This is a genomic window from Pseudomonas sp. 2,4-D (assembly GCF_030418155.1).
Classification (GTDB): domain Bacteria; phylum Pseudomonadota; class Gammaproteobacteria; order Pseudomonadales; family Pseudomonadaceae; genus Aquipseudomonas; species Aquipseudomonas alloputida.
The window spans coordinates 300,221-314,780 of record NZ_JAUHUI010000001.1; the positions used below are offsets into that span (position 1 = coordinate 300,221).

The window sequence follows — 14,560 nt, forward strand, 5'->3', positions numbered from 1 at the left end:
TAATTGTCTGAACGCCCACGCTGGCCTAGGCTGCCCAGGGCAGCGAAAACGCCCGTCCCCGCGCGAGGAAGCCATGATCCGAATAGGCAATGCCCAGGTGTCGCTGGAGCGGCGCGAAGTCTTTGTCGATGGCAAGCCGATCCTGTTGGGTGGGCGTGCTTTCGACGTGCTGGCCACGCTGATCAGGGCCAAGGGCCGCGTGGTCGGCAAGGACGAGTTGTTCAGCCAGGTGTGGTCCGGCACGGTGGTCGAGGACAATAACTTGCAGGTGCAGGTGTCCTTGCTGCGCAAGGCCTTTGGCGACCGTGGCCTGATCCAGACCGTGCCGCGCCGGGGCTATCGCCTGGCCGCGCAGATAAGCCTCGAAGAGCCTGGTGAGGCATTGGGCAGGTCGTTGCTGCGCAGCCTGGCCGAGACTGTCGAGCCGCTCGATGAGCGCGTGAATGTGCCGGTGCTGGTGGTGGATGACGACCCGTCGGTGCGCACCGCGTTGGGCCGGTTGTTGCGCTCGCAGGACATTCCGCACCACTTGTTTGCCAGTGCCGAGGCGCTGTTCGAGGCCCGCCTGGAAACCCCCTGTGCCTGCCTGCTGCTGGACATGCACTTGCCTGGCACAAGTGGCCTGGAGGTACAGGATGCGCTGTGCCGGCTGGCGCTGCCCTGGCCGATCGTGTTCATGACTGGTTTCGGCACCATCCCGATGACCGTCCAGGCCATGCGCGCCGGCGCGGTGGAGTTTCTGACCAAGCCGTTCGATGAAGACCAGTTGCTGACCCTGCTGCAGGCAGTGCGCGCCCGGGCCGTGGCCGAAGGCCGCAAGTGGCTGCAGGCGCGGCAGGTCGAGGAGAAGTACCAGCGCCTGACTCAGCGTGAGCGCCAGGTCTTCTCGCTGGTGGCAGGCGGCTTGTCGCACAAGCAGATCGCCAGGCAGATCGGCACCAGCGAGGTGACGACCAAGGTGCACAAGAAGAACATCATGAACAAGATGCAGTCCCGCTCGCTGCTGGAGCTTGCGGCCATGCACAACCTCCTCGGAGCGCGGTCTGCGAGCCTGGGCGGCGCATGAGCAGAGGGGTGTGCATCGTTGACGACGATGCCTCGGTGCGCAAAAGCCTGGCCAACCTGCTGCGCTCGGCGGGGTTCGAGACCTTGTCGTTTTCCGCCGGGCACGCATTCCTGGCCTCGCCACTGGCGGGCGAGGCGGGCTGTGTGTTGCTGGACCTGAAAATGCCGGGGATGAGCGGGCTGGAGGTACAGCGTGAGCTGGCACAGCGGGGGAGGCGCTTGCCGGTGATCTGCATGTCGGCACATTGGGATGATGGCTCGGTACGGGCAGCGATGGGCCTTGGGGCACTGGCCTGCCTGGGCAAGCCGTTTTCTGAAGAGGTGCTGCTGAGGGTGGTTGAAGAGGCTTTGGCTGGCGGTCTGTGAGGTATGGCTGTGCCGGCCTCTTCGCGGGTGAACCCGCTCCTACAGGGGCACAGCCCTGGCAATCTAACTGCTCCCTGGCCGGTACTGCAGGGCCTCGGCCAGGTGCGTCCGTCCAATCGTCTCGCATCGCTCCAGGTCCGCCAGTGTCCGCGCCACCTTCAATAACCGGTGCGCCGCCCTTAGCGACAAGGTCAGCCGTTCGCAGGCCCCTTCCAGCCAGACCTGGTCCGCCGCTACCAACCCACAGTGATGCCTTAAACCTTCAAGGTCGAGAAATGCATTCGCACAGCCTTGTCGCCTGTGCTGCAGCTCCCGCGCTTCAGCCACCCTGACGGCGACATCGGCACTGGTTTCACCGCAAGGCTGGTTGTTCAACGTAGTGCTCTCGCGAGCCACGGTCAGGTGCAGGTCGATGCGGTCCAGCAGTGGCCCGGACAGCTTGTTGCGATAGCGCGCGATCTGCTCGGTGCTGCAGCGGCAGCGGCCAGTGGGGTCGCCCAGGTAGCCGCAAGGGCAGGGGTTCATCGCTGCCACCAGCTGGAAGCGCGCGGGGAAACGCACTTTGTCGCGGGCACGGGCAATCACGATTTCACCTGACTCCAGTGGCTCGCGAAGCACTTCCAGTACGCGCCGCTCAAACTCCGGAAGCTCGTCGAGAAACAACACGCCGTGATGGGCGAGCGTGATTTCACCTGGTTGCGGTCGGCTACCGCCACCGACCAGCGCCGGGCCGGACGCAGAGTGATGGGGGTGGCGAAAGGGGCGCTGTGGCCAGCTGTTCAGCGGTGCTTTCCCGCTGACCGACTGGATTGCCGCCACTTCCAGCGCCTCGTGCTCGTCCAGCGGTGGCAGCAGCCCGGGCAGGCGGCTGGCGAGCAAGGTCTTGCCGGTGCCGGGCGGCCCGGTGAACAGCAGGTTGTGCGCCCCGGCAGCAGCCAGCAGCAAGGCTCGTTTGGCTGCCAGTTGGCCCTGCACCTCGCTCAGGTCCGGGTAGGGGCGTTGCTGCAGGATCAGGCCGTTGGCTGCGTAGGGCGGCAGCGGCACCTGGCCGTTCAGGTGGGCGACCAACTCCAGCAGGTGGCCCACCGCATACACCACCAACCCGCCGGCCAGGCTGGCTTCCTCGGCATTTTCCCGTGGTACCACCAGCGCCCGGCCTGCTTCGCGTGCCGCCAGTGCCGCAGGCAGCACGCCCTGCACCGGGCGCAATTTCCCCGACAGCGCCAGTTCGCCCAGGCATTCCATATCGGTCAGGGTGGCAATCGGCACCTGGCCGTCGGCGGCGAGGATGCCCAGGGCGATGGCCAGGTCATATCGGCCGCCATCCTTGGGCAGGTCGGCGGGGGCGAGGTTCTGGGTAATGCGCCGCTGTGGGTACTTCAGCCCGGAGTTGACGATGGCGCTGCGCACCCGGTCCTTGCTTTCCTTGACCGTGGTTTCCGGCAGGCCGACCAGGGTGAGATGAGGCAGGCCGTTGGCCAGGTGGGTTTCGACGCTGACCGCCGGTGCCTGCACGCCTACCTGGGCGCGGCTGTGGACGAGGGCTAGGGACATGAACACTCCGTTGTTGCTGGAAAATGCCGCTTCCTGCGGCTGGGCAAAGAATAGCCAGTGCTGCCATGGCAGGCGCAACAAGTGTGCGTCGTGGTTTTTCAGGGCAGGGGTTTTCCCTGCGTTTTCATGCGCTTCGGCAAAAATGGATCCAATAGGTTTTGCGCAGTCGTCAGGTATGACTTAGTGTTGTTGGGCAACCGCAGTTGCCATGGGATGGCACTGCGTCTTCTTTCAAATGGACTTGAGGTATTGCACCGTGCAAATGCTCACCCGCACGCACCAGGTAATGCGCGAACTGGTGCAGGCCAGTGCATTCGTTGAACTCAACCGCTTTTTCGACAGGCTCGAGGCTCAGTGGCGTCAGGCCCCGCCCGGCGAGTTCCCGGCCTACCTGGCGGCCATTGAAGGGCACATGCTGCTCGACCAGGAAAACCAGAGTGACAGGGCCCTGAGCCAAGTGCTCAGAGCCTGGATCGACGCGTGCCCCAGGGCGTACCACCCACAGGTGGTAATGGGTATGCACTGCTTCCACCGGGCCTGCCAGGTGCAGGTTGATGGCCAACGCAACGCTGCACGCTTGCTGGCTGTCGCGCAAATTTGTGAATCCGCCACCGCGCACCTGTTGCGTGCGATGGACCGCTCTGCGCACCCCGTGGCAGCGGCCATTGGCATGCTGCGCATCAGTGCGCAGTTCCATGAGCCTGGTTGGTTGCTGCAACTGTTTCAGGGGGAGCCTGCACGCTTCAGGCCCAGTGCCCATGCCGATGTAGAGGTACAGGAAGCTGCAGCGCCGTTGCTGGTGAGGCATGGTCTGTTGCCCTTGGCCGAGCTGCCACAGTCGCTGCCGCGCTACCTGGGCAAGCGGGTCGACCATGAAAACGAGGACCCTCGCTATTACTGGCTGCGCCATGCGCTGATCGCCCGCTCCGGTTGCTTCGAAGCGATCCAGGCCCTTGCTGTGTACCTGCTGCCCCGCTGGGGCGGCAGCCTCGATGCGTTCGAGCTGTTGGTCAATGGCCCGTTGTGCGCAACCTGGGACGAGCGCTTGCGTAATGCGCTGCACTGGATGGCCGTCGAATGCCGGCTGATGCTGCCACAGGCTGACAAGGTGCAGGCTGTCGCCGACTGGCAGCACGTGTTCGAAGACTGGTCACAACGCCCGTTGAGGCCCAGGGAACGTGCTGTCGTTCTGGCATGGCGGGGGGCGCTGCGCAGCAGGGCATCGGGCGACCATGCTGGCGCTATGCGCGATTTTGCCGCGAGCTTGGCGTGCAATGCCGATCTTGGCGCCATCCGCGCCATGGGCGTGCCGTTTCGCTGTTTGGTCGAGCTGGTACTGCGCGATGGCATGGCAGATGAGAGGCAACTGTTACACAGCGCCATTGAGCGCCTGTGTGACGGCCGTTCACATGCTGCTGCCTGTGCATTACGCGCGGCCGGGCACCGTTTCGGGCTGTGGGCGCTGCCACGCTCGGCCGAGCAGGCAAGGCTATGGTTGCAACGGGCGGTGAATCGCCAGTGCGCGGGCCAGGCACCGGGGTTCGAAGTGCTTGAAGTGGCGCGGCTGCTGTGGGCAGCCAACCGGCATGAAGTGGCCTGCTACCTGTATGAACGCTGCGCCGAACTGAACCTGCCGGGTGCTGCCCTGGCCTTGTACGAGCTGCACCATGGCGGCCTGGCCAACACCCCGGCGCATTACCTGGATGACGAGGCAGCCGGGTACTGGCTGCAGCGTGCGGTGGAGGCGGGCAGCAGGCAGGCCAAATACAACCTGGCCTGCCTGCGCATGGACGGCGATGAGGATTTGAACGAGCGCAGTGCCATGCTGGCGGTCAGGCGCCTGCTTGTCGACGCGCTGGGCAACGGGCAGACCAATGCGTGTGCGCGGTTGCACCTGGGGATTTTGTTACGCCGGTTTGGTGAGGCGCAGGAGCGAAGTGAGGCGGTTGCTTACCTGCTGAGCCTGGTCGAGCACCCGGACCCGTGGCTTGCAGGGCGTGCCAGCGCCGAACTGGGGCTGGCCTGGATGCAGGGGCGTGGCACCCGCAAGCAAAGCCGCTTTGCCGCCATCCAATGGGTCAACCGAGCGGCCAGCTTGCAGCCGAGGGATACGGCCATTGGTGATATCCAGGCCCAGGTCCTCAATTCGCACAACCGGGTGAAGACGTTGTTTACTCAGTGCGGGGCGGCGTTGTTCCGCGGCACACTGCATGCGAGTGAGCTACCACCGAAACAGACCTTTACCCACGCCGAGTCGTTGCAAGTTCAACCTGCAGCGGACGGGCTCAGGCGCGCACGTAAACCCAGGCTGTCAGGCCCGATGCAAGGGTGACAGCGACGCGCTTGTAGTCGGCAACTTCATAGCGGTCCGCCGCTGCCAGTTCGTCTTCGCTGATCTGAAAGACCATGCCGGCGACGCTGTCGTTGGCCTGGCTGCTGGGGGAAACGATGGGGTGATGGGACTTGCCGCTGGTCGCCAGTACGCCTGGGTCGGTGATCTCGACCCAGTCCATGCGGTAGCCCGGCATACGGTCGGCCTGGCCGTTCAGCTCACGGCCAAAGTTGGCCAGTTGCACGGCTTTATCCTGCAAGGTGCCGTAGGAAAACAACAGTACCGGGTATGCGCTGGAGGGCTGCATTCATTCATCCTGTGAAGTTGGGTTCAGCCGGGCTTCCAGCTCGGCTACCTGTTTTTCCAAGGCTTCGAGGCGTGCGCGGGTGCGCGCCAGTACGACCATCTGGCTGTCGAATTCATCGCGGCTGACCAGGTCCAGCTTGCTGAAGGCGCCTTGCATCAACACTTTGAACTGGCTTTCCAGTTCCGCACGGGGCTGGGCGGCATCGCTGCTGAACAGGCGCGAGGCCTGTTCGCTCAGGGCATCGAGAAGGGCTTTGGGCGGGAGCATGGGGCTGTCCACTGAAACTGAGAAAAATGGCCGCCAGTGTAGCACGCGCAAACCTGGCGCCTGAGTGCACATTGGCCTTCGTAGGAGCGGGTTTACCCGCGAAGAAGACACCGCGGTGGATGCCACGGGCTTCGCCCGTGTTCGCGGGCAAGCCCGCTCCCACAGCGATCGCGCCAACTTTTAGAAATTGAGCAAGACAGTTGCTCCCAAAAGAATGATCTGCGGTTTGTAATCCGTTGCACATTTTTCGCGCAACCTGCCCTGCTGCTGCGCACCGAAATTGTGCATGTTTCCCATGCTGGCGACTGGCCAATCCCGACCAAATCACATAACGCTCTGTTTTTCGGCGCTTTGTCGGAACTGGCAAGGTTTCTGCAAAGACCTGTACGAGCCATGCACTGAAGCAGTTCCTTGTGACCAGGCAGTGCGCACGCGGAGCCGGATGCCGACGACGCGTTACAAAGCCAACCGCTGCGCTTAGACTTGAGACGGGTTTGTTTTCCTGGGGCAAGTCCACCAAATCGGGAGAGAGTTTCATGAAGCTAGTCACAGCCATCATCAAGCCGTTCAAGCTGGACGACGTGCGCGAGTCGTTGTCGGAAATCGGCGTGCAGGGCATCACCGTCACCGAAGTCAAAGGTTTCGGTCGGCAGAAGGGCCACACCGAGCTGTATCGCGGTGCTGAATATGTGGTCGATTTCCTGCCCAAGGTGAAGATCGATGTCGCCATCGATGACAAAGACCTTGATCGGGTAATCGAAGCCATCACCAAGGCAGCCAACACCGGCAAGATCGGTGACGGCAAGATTTTCGTGGTGAATCTGGAGCAGGCGATCCGCATCCGTACCGGCGAAACCGATACCGACGCGATCTAAGCAGCAAAAAAAGCCTCACCAAACCCAACGCCCCAGGAGAAAACAACATGACTCTGCGTAAGATCGCAGGGCTAGGAGCCCTATTGTCCCTCGTAATGCCCGGGCTTGCCCTGGCAGAGGAAGCTGCCCCAGCGCTTAATTCCGGCGACACCGCCTGGATGCTGACCGCAACGGCGCTGGTGCTGTTCATGACCATTCCGGGCCTGGCCCTGTTCTATGGCGGCATGGTGCGATCCAAGAACGTGCTGTCGGTGATGATGCAATGCTTTGCAATCACCGGGCTGATGAGCATTCTCTGGGTCGTCTACGGCTACAGCATGGCCTTCGATACTGCCGGTATGGAAAAGGGCGTGCTCAACTTCAACTCCTTCGTTGGCGGCTTCTCCAAGGCCTTCCTCAGCGGTGTCACGCCTGACAGCCTGACCTCGGCCACCGCGCTGTTCCCTGAAGCGGTGTTCATCACCTTCCAGATGACGTTCGCCATCATCACCCCGGCGTTGATCGTCGGTGCCTTTGCCGAGCGCATGAAGTTCTCGGCGATGCTCGTATTCATGGGTATCTGGTTCACCCTGGTATATGCGCCGATCGCCCACATGGTGTGGAGCGGTGACGGTGCCCTGATGTGGGACTGGGGCGTACTGGACTTCGCTGGCGGCACCGTGGTGCACATCAACGCCGGTATCGCAGGCCTGGTCTGCTGCCTGGTACTGGGCAAGCGCAAGGGCTACCCGACCACGCCGATGGCCCCGCACAACCTCGGCTATACCCTGATGGGTGCAGCGATGCTGTGGATCGGCTGGTTCGGTTTCAACGCAGGCTCTGCTGCTGCCGCCAACGGTACTGCCGGCATGGCCATGCTGGTCACTCAGATCGCTACCGCCGCCGCCGCCCTGGGCTGGATGTTCGCCGAGTGGGTCGGTCACGGTAAGCCAAGTGCTCTGGGCATCGCTTCGGGCGTGGTTGCTGGCCTGGTCGCCATCACCCCGGCTGCGGGCACCGTCGGGCCGATTGGCGCGCTGATCATCGGCCTGGTTTCGGGTGTGCTCTGCTACTTCTGCGCCACCACGCTCAAGCGCAAACTCGGCTATGACGATTCGCTGGATGCCTTCGGCGTGCACGGTGTTGGCGGCATCATCGGCGCCATCCTGACGGGTGTATTCGCGGCCCCGGCGCTGGGCGGCTTCGGTACCGTCACCGACATCGGCATGCAAGTCTGGATCCAGGCCAAAGGTGTGATTTTCACCGTGGTCTACACCGCCATCGTCACCTACGTGATTCTCAAGGTGTTGGATGTGGTGATGGGCCTGCGGGTCAACGAAGAAGAAGAGTCGGTCGGCCTCGACCTGGCTCAGCACAACGAACGCGGCTACAACCTGTAACTGCGGCGCGGTAAAAATTTGCCCGGCTTGCCGGGCATTTTTTTGCCAGTTTTTCAGCATTTCCCGCACGGCAAACGGTTTATTCGACACGTTCGTGACGTAGGTAAAAAACTTACAAGCCACAGGGCGTTTATGGTGCTTTGCTTTTTCCACGGGCGCGCTAGAATGCGCGCCGAAGGGTGTTTGACGAGTAGTCCACACACTTCGCCAGCCTTTGCTAGGCTTGCCAATAGCGTGTGGCCAGCAGGGGCTAATGGATTTGTCAGGTCCTGCCAGGAGCAGGGCCTGCTGGGTGCCGCCTCCCATCACGAGTGCCGACCCAAGGGCAGTGGCCTAACCCACGGCCAGTTGAATTTTCACTGGTGGTTGCCGGTCTACGGCTGCACTGGTCTATAACCAACCTGCTTTTCGCAAGTCATGAGGTAGAACATGAGCGACGACGATCTGGAAAATGATGACCTCGAAGTAGGCGACGAAGACGAGGGTGATGAGGTCCTTGAAGGGGCGGCTGACGACGGCGTGGAAGACGCTGGCGATGACGACAGCAGCCCGGCACCCGTTGCCAAGGGCAAATCCAAGGCAGCAGTCTCGGTAGACGAGATGCCTAGCATGGAAGCCAAGCAGAAAGAGCGTGATGCACTGGCCAAGGCGATGGAAGAATTCCTTTCTCGTGGTGGCAAGGTGCAGGAAGTCGAGGCCAACGTGGTCGCTGACCCGCCCAAGAAGCCGGACAACAAGTACGGCAGCCGCCCTATCTGAGTGGCTGATCGCAAAAAAGCCCGCCGTCGCTGCGGGCTTTTTTATGCCTGTGGGTTTTGTGTTGCCTGCGCCGGCCTCTTCGCGGGCATGCCCGCTTCCACAGGTTCACCACAGGGGCCAGGGCCTGCGCGGTCCCTGTGGGAGCGGGCGTGCCCGCGAATGGGCCGCAAAGCGGCCCTCGTCAGCGCCAGCGCGCGAGCACGTCGGGCAGTTGCGACAGGCGCTGGATCTCGGCGTCCGGCGCCTGATCGCCAGCCCAGGCCTTGCCCTGCGGGTTGAACCACACCGCGCGCAAACCGGCGCGCTGAGCACCGGCAATGTCATCGCCAGGGTGATCGCCGATGTGCACCGCCGCACCCGCGTCCACCTCGCCACGGCGTAGCGCTTCGAGGAACGGCGCCGGGTCTGGCTTGCCAATGCCCAGGTCCTCGGCGCACAGGGCAAAACGGAAGTAATCGGCCAGCCCCAGCCGGCTGACGTCGGCATTGCCGTTGGTGACCACGCCCAGGATGTATTGATGGCGCAAGATCTCAAGCACCGGTTGTACCTCTGGGAAGATCTCCACCTGGTGGCGCGCATGCAGGAACACTTCGAAGCCTTCGTTGGCCAGCGCCTGTGCGTGCTGCTCGCTGTAGCCTACCTCTTCCAGGGCATGGAACAGCACGCGCCTGCGCAGGGCGCTGATGCGGTGCTTGAGGCCGGGCTCTGCTTGCACCAGACGCTCGCGGATGGCGAACAGGTGTTCCACCGGCACGCTGCCGAGGGTTGGTGCGTTGGCTTCGAGCCAGTCGCGCAGCACGACTTCCGCGGTGGCAATCACCGGCGCGGTGTCCCACAGGGTATCGTCGAGGTCGAAGGTGATCAGCTTGATGCTCATGAGTCTGTGCCTTTGCTGCGTTTGGCCCGAGGGTGGGCGCTGTCGTACACCGCGGCCAGGTGCTGGAAGTCCAGGTGGGTGTAGATTTGCGTCGTGCTGATGTCGGCGTGGCCGAGCATCTCCTGCACCGCGCGCAGGTCCTGGGATGATTCCAGCACATGGCTGGCGAAGGAATGGCGAAGCATGTGCGGGTGCAGGTGTTGGCCCAGCTCACGCTCACCGGCAACCTTTACCCGCAGCCTCACTGCCCGGGGGCTGATGCGATTGCCCTGGCGGGTAATGAACACTGCACGGTCGCGTGGGTTGCCGATGCCGCGCAAACGGTACCAGGCCTGCAACGCCTCGCGAGCCTTGCGACCCACCGGCAGTACGCGGGCTTTTCCACCCTTGCCCAGTACCTGCACCAGGCCGGCGGCGAGGTCGAGGTGATCAAGATCGAGGTTGGTCAGTTCCGATAGGCGTAGGCCCGAGGAATAGAACAGTTCGAGGATCGCCTGGTCACGCCGGGCGATGAAGTCGTCGTCGACGCCACCATCGAGCAGCTGCAGTGCGCGGTCGGTATCCAGTACTTTGGGCAGCCGCCGCTCACCTTTGGGCGCGCTCAGGCCGGTGGCCGGATCGTGCTGGCACAGGCCTTCGCGGTTGAGATAGCGGTACAGGCCGCGCACTGCCGACAGCAGGCGTGCCAGGCTGCGCGGAGACTGGCCATGGTGGTGCAAGCGGGCGATCAGCTGGCGCAGCTGCTGGATTTGCAGCGCCTGCCAATCGGCAATGCCGTGTTCTTCGCAGTATGCGATGACTTTTTCCAGGTCGCGACGGTAGCCCTGCGAGGTGTGCTCCGACACCTGGCGCTCATTGCGCAGGTGTGCGCAATAAGCCTCCAGCTGGCGTTTCATCAGCGTACCGGGCGCAGGGTCTGGGTAACGCGTGGCACAACGCGGCCGAGTACCTCGGCGATATAACCGAGGAAAAGGGTGCCGACGCTGCTCTTGTAGTGTTGCGGGTCGCGGCTGCCAATGGCCAGAACCCCATGCAGCCCTTGGTACTCAAGAGCTGCCACGGCGCTGGAGCCTACTTCCCGGCGCTGTTCTTCACCGAACAGGAACGCCAGCTCGTGCTCGCGCAGGTTGCCACTGACGGTCTTGCCACCGCCCAGCAGGGCACCGATGGCTTGCTGCGCCTCGGCATTGCTGACCCAGCGCCCGACCGGCGCGACGTTGTCGCCGAACAGGATCAGGCTGACGAAGGGCACCTGGAACTCTTGGCGCAGGCTGTCTTCAACCGCCATTACCACTTCTTCCAGGCTGCCGGCATCGAGCAGGTCAAGGATCAGCCGGCGAGTCTTGTCGAACAGCCGGTCATTGTCGCGGGCCACGTCCATCAGTTGCGACAGGCGATGGCGCATTTCGATATTGCGGTCACGCAGCAGCTTGAGCTGGCGTTCCACCAGCGACACGCTGTCTCCTCGCTGGTGCGGGATGTGCTGTTCGATCAGCAGCTCGTCGTGCTCGGCGAAGAAGGTGGGGTGGGCGCGCAGGTAGGCGACCACCGCTTCGGCATCGAGCTCGGCGGACTGCTTGGGTACAACCTTGGGCTGATCGGTCATGGCGGTTACTCGTTTAGAGACGAACCTGTCCTTCATAGACGCGTACGGCCGGGCCAGTCATCATCACGGGCTTGCCGGGGCCGGCCCATTCGATGTGCAGGCGGCCACCGGGCAGGTCGAGGGACACCGGGGAGTCCATCCAGCCCTGGCTGATCGCCGCCACGGCCGCGGCGCAGGCGCCGGTGCCGCAAGCCTGGGTTTCGCCGGCGCCGCGTTCCCACACGCGCAGGTTGGCGCGGTGGCGGTCGATGACTTGAATGAAGCCGGCATTCACCCGCTGTGGGAAGCGTGGGTGGTTTTCGATCTTCGGGCCCAGCTCGTGCACGGGGGCAGTATGCACGTCGTCGACACGCAGCACGGCGTGCGGGTTACCCATGGACACGGCGGCTATGGAATGCAGCTGGCCGTCGACCTCCAGTGGGTAGCTCAGCGCCTGCGCGTCAGCAACGAAGGGGATTTCAGCAGGGATGAAGCGGGGTGGGCCCATGTCGACACTCACCTGGCCGTCGTTCTGCACGTCCAGCACGATGATACCGCTCTTGGTTTCCACGCGGATGCGCTTTTTCGCGGTCAGGCGCTTGTCCAGCACGAAGCGGGCAAAGCAGCGCGCACCGTTGCCGCATTGCTCGACCTCGGAGCCGTCGGCGTTGAAGATGCGGTAGCGGAAGTCCACTTCCGGGTTGTTCGGCGCCTCGACGATCAGCAACTGGTCGAAGCCGACACCGGTATGGCGGTCACCCCATTGCTTGGCGTGCTTGGGCTGGATGTGCGCGTGCTGGCTGACCAGGTCCAGGACCATGAAGTCGTTGCCCAGCCCATGCATCTTGGTAAAACGCAGCAGCATGGGCTTACTCCGGCAGCAGGCTTTCGCCAGCATACAGTTCGGCGATGGTCTCGCGGCGGCGTACTTCGAACGCCTGGTCGCCGTCGACCAGGATTTCAGCGCAACGGCCACGGGTGTTGTAGTTGGAACTCATGACAAAACCATAGGCGCCCGCGGACTCTACGGCCAGCAGGTCACCTTCGGCCAGGTTGAGGACGCGGTCCTTGCCGAGGAAGTCGCCAGTCTCGCAGATAGGGCCGACCAGGTCATAGGCACGGCCTTCGCCTGCACGTGGCTTGACCGCACTGACACCCATCCAGGCCTGGTACAGGGCCGGGCGGATCAGGTCGTTCATCGCTGCATCGATGATGGCGAAGTCCTTGTGTTCGGTGTGCTTGAGGTATTCCACGCGGGTCAGCAGCACGCCAGCGTTGGCGACGATGTAGCGGCCTGGTTCGAACACCAGGGCCAGGTCGCGCTCGCCCACGCGCTCGCGGATGGCCTTGATGTAGTCGGCCACCTGTGGTGGCTGTTCGTCGCGGTAGCGCACGCCGACACCGCCACCCAGGTCCAGGTGGCGCAGGTGTATGCCGCACTCGGCCAGGCGGTCGACCAGCACCAGCAGGCGGTCGAGGGCGTCGAGGAATGGCTCGACGGTGGTCAGCTGCGAGCCGATGTGGCAGTCGACACCGACCACTTCCAGGTTCGGTAGCTGTGCGGCGCGTACGTAGATGGCCTCGGCATCGGCAATGGCGATGCCGAACTTGTTTTCTTTAAGGCCGGTGGAGATGTACGGGTGGGTACCGGCATCGACGTCCGGGTTGACCCGCAGCGACACCGGGGCAACCTTGCCCATTTCGGCGGCGACTACTTGCAGGCGCTCCAGCTCGTCGGTGGATTCGACGTTGAAGCAGTGCACGCCAACTTCCAGGGCGCGGCGCATGTCTTCACGGGTTTTGCCGACGCCGGAGAACACCACGCGGTCGGCACGCCCGCCAGCGGCCAGCACACGCTCCAGTTCACCACCGGAAACAATGTCGAAGCCTGCGCCCAGGCGCGCCAGCGCGTTCAGCACGCCAAGGTTGGAGTTGGCCTTGACCGCGAAGCACACCAGGTGCTCGGTGCCTTGCAGGGCGTCTGCGTAGCTACGGTACTGGGCCTCGATGTGGGCGCGCGAGTACACGTAGGTGGGGGTGCCGTAACGTTCAGCAATGGCCGACAGGGCCACGCCTTCCGCGAACAGCTCACCGTCGCGGTAGTTGAAAGCGTTCATCTGGTTTCCTTACTGCGCTGGCGACTGCTCGGGCTCGGGCTCGGACTGCAGCTCGGGCTGCTGTTCTTGTGCCGGGGCCGGCTTGGCTTTTTGCTGGTGCTGGTGCGACGTGTGCGCTTTGCCGTTATCGCCATCTTCAGGCAGATACAGCGGGCCTTTCTGGCCACAGGCCGAAACGAGGCAGGCAACAGCGACCAGCGCCGCGAAGGAGGAAATCAGGCGCTTCATGGGTGAAATCCTTAGAAAAATGCAGTATTGCGCCCGAGTATACCGAGCGACCGGCGGCTTGCCTATGCAAGGACCGGTTCGCCGGGCGGGCTATGCTTAGCCTCTGCGCAGCCCCCCGTAGGAGCGGGCTTGCCGGCGAAGAGGCCGGTGAACGCAACGGCTAAACCTTTGCATTCGGCGGCAAGCGCCCGTATCTTGCCCGGCTTGCCTGTAACGCAGCCAATTTCGAGGTTCCTGCAATGAGTTTGAGTGAAGCGCGTTTCCATGATCTGGTCGACGCGACCCAACAGGCCCTGGAAGATCTGTTCGACGAGAGCGGCCTGGACCTGGACATGGAGAACTCCGGCGGTGTCCTGACCGTCAAGTTCGAGGGTGGCGCCCAGCTGATCTTCAGCCGTCAGGAGCCACTGCGCCAGCTGTGGCTTGCCGACCGCTCCGGTGGTTTCCACTTCGATTACGATGAAGACAGTGGCAAGTGGGTGTGCGAAAAGAGCGAAGAGTTGCTGGGTGAAATGCTCGAGCGTATCGTCTGGGAGCGGGCCGGCGAGAAGCTGGACTTCGACGAAATCTGACATGAGTAGCGCCCAGGCCCGGCCGCCCAAGCCGCTTTACAGCAACGTCAGCCCTGCAGTGCCGTCACCGTGCATCAGCGTATGCCGGCTGGACGAACAGCGGGTGTGCACCGGTTGCCATCGGCATGTCGAGCACATTCGCGAATGGCGCTCGGCCGATGACGAACGGCGCCGGCAGATCTGCCGCGAGGCCCAGGTCTTGCGCGAGCAGGCTAAGGCACACTGAGCGCAGGGGCTTGAGTATTTGCCCGGCTGTGGTAGTGTCGGGTTCTGCGTC

17 protein-coding genes are annotated in these 14,560 nt (G+C 63.3%); 8 read left to right on the forward strand and 9 right to left on the reverse strand.

Annotated elements, in window-relative coordinates; translation table 11 throughout:
- Positions 1-73 precede the first annotated feature (73 nt).
- Positions 74-1,066, forward strand: a complete 993-nt coding sequence (locus tag QYE47_RS01425) for a response regulator (protein ID WP_014592822.1) — start codon at positions 74-76, stop codon at positions 1,064-1,066.
- Positions 1,063-1,431: a response regulator transcription factor gene (locus QYE47_RS01430; RefSeq protein ID WP_076402376.1), complete on the forward strand. Its 369-nt coding sequence runs from the start codon at positions 1,063-1,065 to the stop codon at positions 1,429-1,431. Before QYE47_RS01425 ends, QYE47_RS01430 begins: the two co-directional genes overlap by 4 nt.
- A 63-nt stretch (positions 1,432-1,494) precedes the next feature.
- Here QYE47_RS01430 and QYE47_RS01435 read toward each other — a convergent pair whose 3' ends face one another.
- Positions 1,495-2,985 carry a YifB family Mg chelatase-like AAA ATPase gene (locus QYE47_RS01435; RefSeq protein WP_041167208.1) on the reverse strand — a complete coding sequence of 497 codons (1,491 nt, stop codon included), beginning with the start codon at positions 2,983-2,985 and terminating at the stop codon, positions 1,495-1,497.
- A gap of 262 nt (positions 2,986-3,247) precedes the next feature.
- Here QYE47_RS01435 and QYE47_RS01440 point away from each other — a divergent pair, with 262 nt between their 5' ends.
- Positions 3,248-5,317 (forward strand): DUF4034 domain-containing protein, encoded by a 2,070-nt coding sequence (locus QYE47_RS01440; RefSeq protein ID WP_080557838.1) that lies wholly within the window; start codon positions 3,248-3,250, stop codon positions 5,315-5,317.
- Here the strand turns inward: QYE47_RS01440 and QYE47_RS01445 are convergent.
- Both QYE47_RS01445 and QYE47_RS01450 read right to left on the reverse strand, forming a co-directional pair.
- A complete protein-coding gene (locus tag QYE47_RS01445) occupies positions 5,271-5,624 on the reverse strand; it encodes a gamma-glutamylcyclotransferase family protein (protein WP_041167112.1) in 354 nt (117 codons plus the stop codon). The genes QYE47_RS01440 and QYE47_RS01445 overlap by 47 nt on opposite strands.
- A complete protein-coding gene (locus QYE47_RS01450) occupies positions 5,625-5,891 on the reverse strand; it encodes an accessory factor UbiK family protein (RefSeq protein WP_014592818.1) in 267 nt (88 codons plus the stop codon).
- 536 nt (positions 5,892-6,427) lie between these two features.
- Here QYE47_RS01450 and glnK point away from each other — a divergent pair.
- The 3 genes from glnK to sutA all read left to right on the forward strand — a co-directional run bounded on the left by glnK (position 6,428) and on the right by sutA (position 8,904).
- The gene (gene glnK / locus QYE47_RS01455; protein WP_002555808.1) at positions 6,428-6,766 is read left to right on the forward strand and encodes a P-II family nitrogen regulator; all 339 of its coding nucleotides are present in this window, start codon (positions 6,428-6,430) and stop codon (positions 6,764-6,766) included.
- A gap of 47 nt (positions 6,767-6,813) precedes the next feature.
- Positions 6,814-8,145: an ammonium transporter gene (locus QYE47_RS01460; protein ID WP_010955751.1), complete on the forward strand. Its 1,332-nt coding sequence runs from the start codon at positions 6,814-6,816 to the stop codon at positions 8,143-8,145.
- A gap of 429 nt (positions 8,146-8,574) precedes the next feature.
- Positions 8,575-8,904: a transcriptional regulator SutA gene (sutA, locus tag QYE47_RS01465; RefSeq protein ID WP_003253643.1), complete on the forward strand. Its 330-nt coding sequence runs from the start codon at positions 8,575-8,577 to the stop codon at positions 8,902-8,904.
- A 181-nt stretch (positions 8,905-9,085) separates the two neighbouring features.
- On the opposite strand, the gene QYE47_RS01470 is transcribed toward sutA, so the two are convergent.
- From QYE47_RS01470 to QYE47_RS01495, 6 genes are read right to left on the reverse strand one after another with little or no spacing between them, the layout of a single operon-like run.
- Entirely contained in the window at positions 9,086-9,781 is a 696-nt protein-coding gene (locus QYE47_RS01470) for an HAD family hydrolase (RefSeq protein WP_003253644.1), read from the reverse strand.
- Positions 9,778-10,677, reverse strand: a complete 900-nt coding sequence (gene xerC / locus QYE47_RS01475; RefSeq protein ID WP_014592816.1) for a tyrosine recombinase XerC — start codon at positions 10,675-10,677, stop codon at positions 9,778-9,780. Before xerC ends, QYE47_RS01470 begins: the two co-directional genes overlap by 4 nt.
- Positions 10,677-11,387, reverse strand: coding sequence for a DUF484 family protein (locus QYE47_RS01480; protein ID WP_014592815.1), 711 nt, complete (start codon positions 11,385-11,387; stop codon positions 10,677-10,679). Before QYE47_RS01480 ends, xerC begins: the two co-directional genes overlap by 1 nt.
- A 13-nt stretch (positions 11,388-11,400) precedes the next feature.
- Positions 11,401-12,231, reverse strand: coding sequence for a diaminopimelate epimerase (gene dapF, locus QYE47_RS01485; RefSeq protein ID WP_014592814.1), 831 nt, complete (start codon positions 12,229-12,231; stop codon positions 11,401-11,403).
- A gap of 4 nt (positions 12,232-12,235) precedes the next feature.
- The gene (gene lysA, locus QYE47_RS01490) at positions 12,236-13,483 is read right to left on the reverse strand and encodes a diaminopimelate decarboxylase (RefSeq protein ID WP_070384454.1); all 1,248 of its coding nucleotides are present in this window, start codon (positions 13,481-13,483) and stop codon (positions 12,236-12,238) included.
- A 9-nt stretch (positions 13,484-13,492) separates the two neighbouring features.
- Positions 13,493-13,711, reverse strand: a complete 219-nt coding sequence (locus QYE47_RS01495; RefSeq protein WP_070384453.1) for a lipoprotein — start codon at positions 13,709-13,711, stop codon at positions 13,493-13,495.
- Between the two features lie 239 nt (positions 13,712-13,950).
- On the opposite strand from QYE47_RS01495, the gene cyaY reads away from it, so the two are divergent.
- A complete protein-coding gene (gene cyaY / locus QYE47_RS01500) occupies positions 13,951-14,283 on the forward strand; it encodes an iron donor protein CyaY (protein ID WP_014592812.1) in 333 nt (110 codons plus the stop codon).
- Between the two features lies 1 nt (position 14,284).
- Positions 14,285-14,509, forward strand: coding sequence for a DUF1289 domain-containing protein (locus tag QYE47_RS01505; RefSeq protein WP_003253651.1), 225 nt, complete (start codon positions 14,285-14,287; stop codon positions 14,507-14,509).
- Positions 14,510-14,560: the final 51 nt, after the last annotated feature.

Coding starts and splice junctions, on each gene's coding strand:
- QYE47_RS01425 (WP_014592822.1), top strand. CDS start 74: ATGATCCGAATAGGCAATGCCCAGGTGTCGCTGGAGCGGCGCGAAGTC.
- QYE47_RS01430 (WP_076402376.1), top strand. CDS start 1,063: ATGAGCAGAGGGGTGTGCATCGTTGACGACGATGCCTCGGTGCGCAAA.
- QYE47_RS01435 (WP_041167208.1), bottom strand. CDS start 2,985: ATGTCCCTAGCCCTCGTCCACAGCCGCGCCCAGGTAGGCGTGCAGGCA.
- QYE47_RS01440 (WP_080557838.1), top strand. CDS start 3,248: ATGCTCACCCGCACGCACCAGGTAATGCGCGAACTGGTGCAGGCCAGT.
- QYE47_RS01445 (WP_041167112.1), bottom strand. CDS start 5,624: ATGCAGCCCTCCAGCGCATACCCGGTACTGTTGTTTTCCTACGGCACC.
- QYE47_RS01450 (WP_014592818.1), bottom strand. CDS start 5,891: ATGCTCCCGCCCAAAGCCCTTCTCGATGCCCTGAGCGAACAGGCCTCG.
- glnK (WP_002555808.1), top strand. CDS start 6,428: ATGAAGCTAGTCACAGCCATCATCAAGCCGTTCAAGCTGGACGACGTG.
- QYE47_RS01460 (WP_010955751.1), top strand. CDS start 6,814: ATGACTCTGCGTAAGATCGCAGGGCTAGGAGCCCTATTGTCCCTCGTA.
- sutA (WP_003253643.1), top strand. CDS start 8,575: ATGAGCGACGACGATCTGGAAAATGATGACCTCGAAGTAGGCGACGAA.
- QYE47_RS01470 (WP_003253644.1), bottom strand. CDS start 9,781: ATGAGCATCAAGCTGATCACCTTCGACCTCGACGATACCCTGTGGGAC.
- xerC (WP_014592816.1), bottom strand. CDS start 10,677: ATGAAACGCCAGCTGGAGGCTTATTGCGCACACCTGCGCAATGAGCGC.
- QYE47_RS01480 (WP_014592815.1), bottom strand. CDS start 11,387: ATGACCGATCAGCCCAAGGTTGTACCCAAGCAGTCCGCCGAGCTCGAT.
- dapF (WP_014592814.1), bottom strand. CDS start 12,231: ATGCTGCTGCGTTTTACCAAGATGCATGGGCTGGGCAACGACTTCATG.
- lysA (WP_070384454.1), bottom strand. CDS start 13,483: ATGAACGCTTTCAACTACCGCGACGGTGAGCTGTTCGCGGAAGGCGTG.
- QYE47_RS01495 (WP_070384453.1), bottom strand. CDS start 13,711: ATGAAGCGCCTGATTTCCTCCTTCGCGGCGCTGGTCGCTGTTGCCTGC.
- cyaY (WP_014592812.1), top strand. CDS start 13,951: ATGAGTTTGAGTGAAGCGCGTTTCCATGATCTGGTCGACGCGACCCAA.
- QYE47_RS01505 (WP_003253651.1), top strand. CDS start 14,285: ATGAGTAGCGCCCAGGCCCGGCCGCCCAAGCCGCTTTACAGCAACGTC.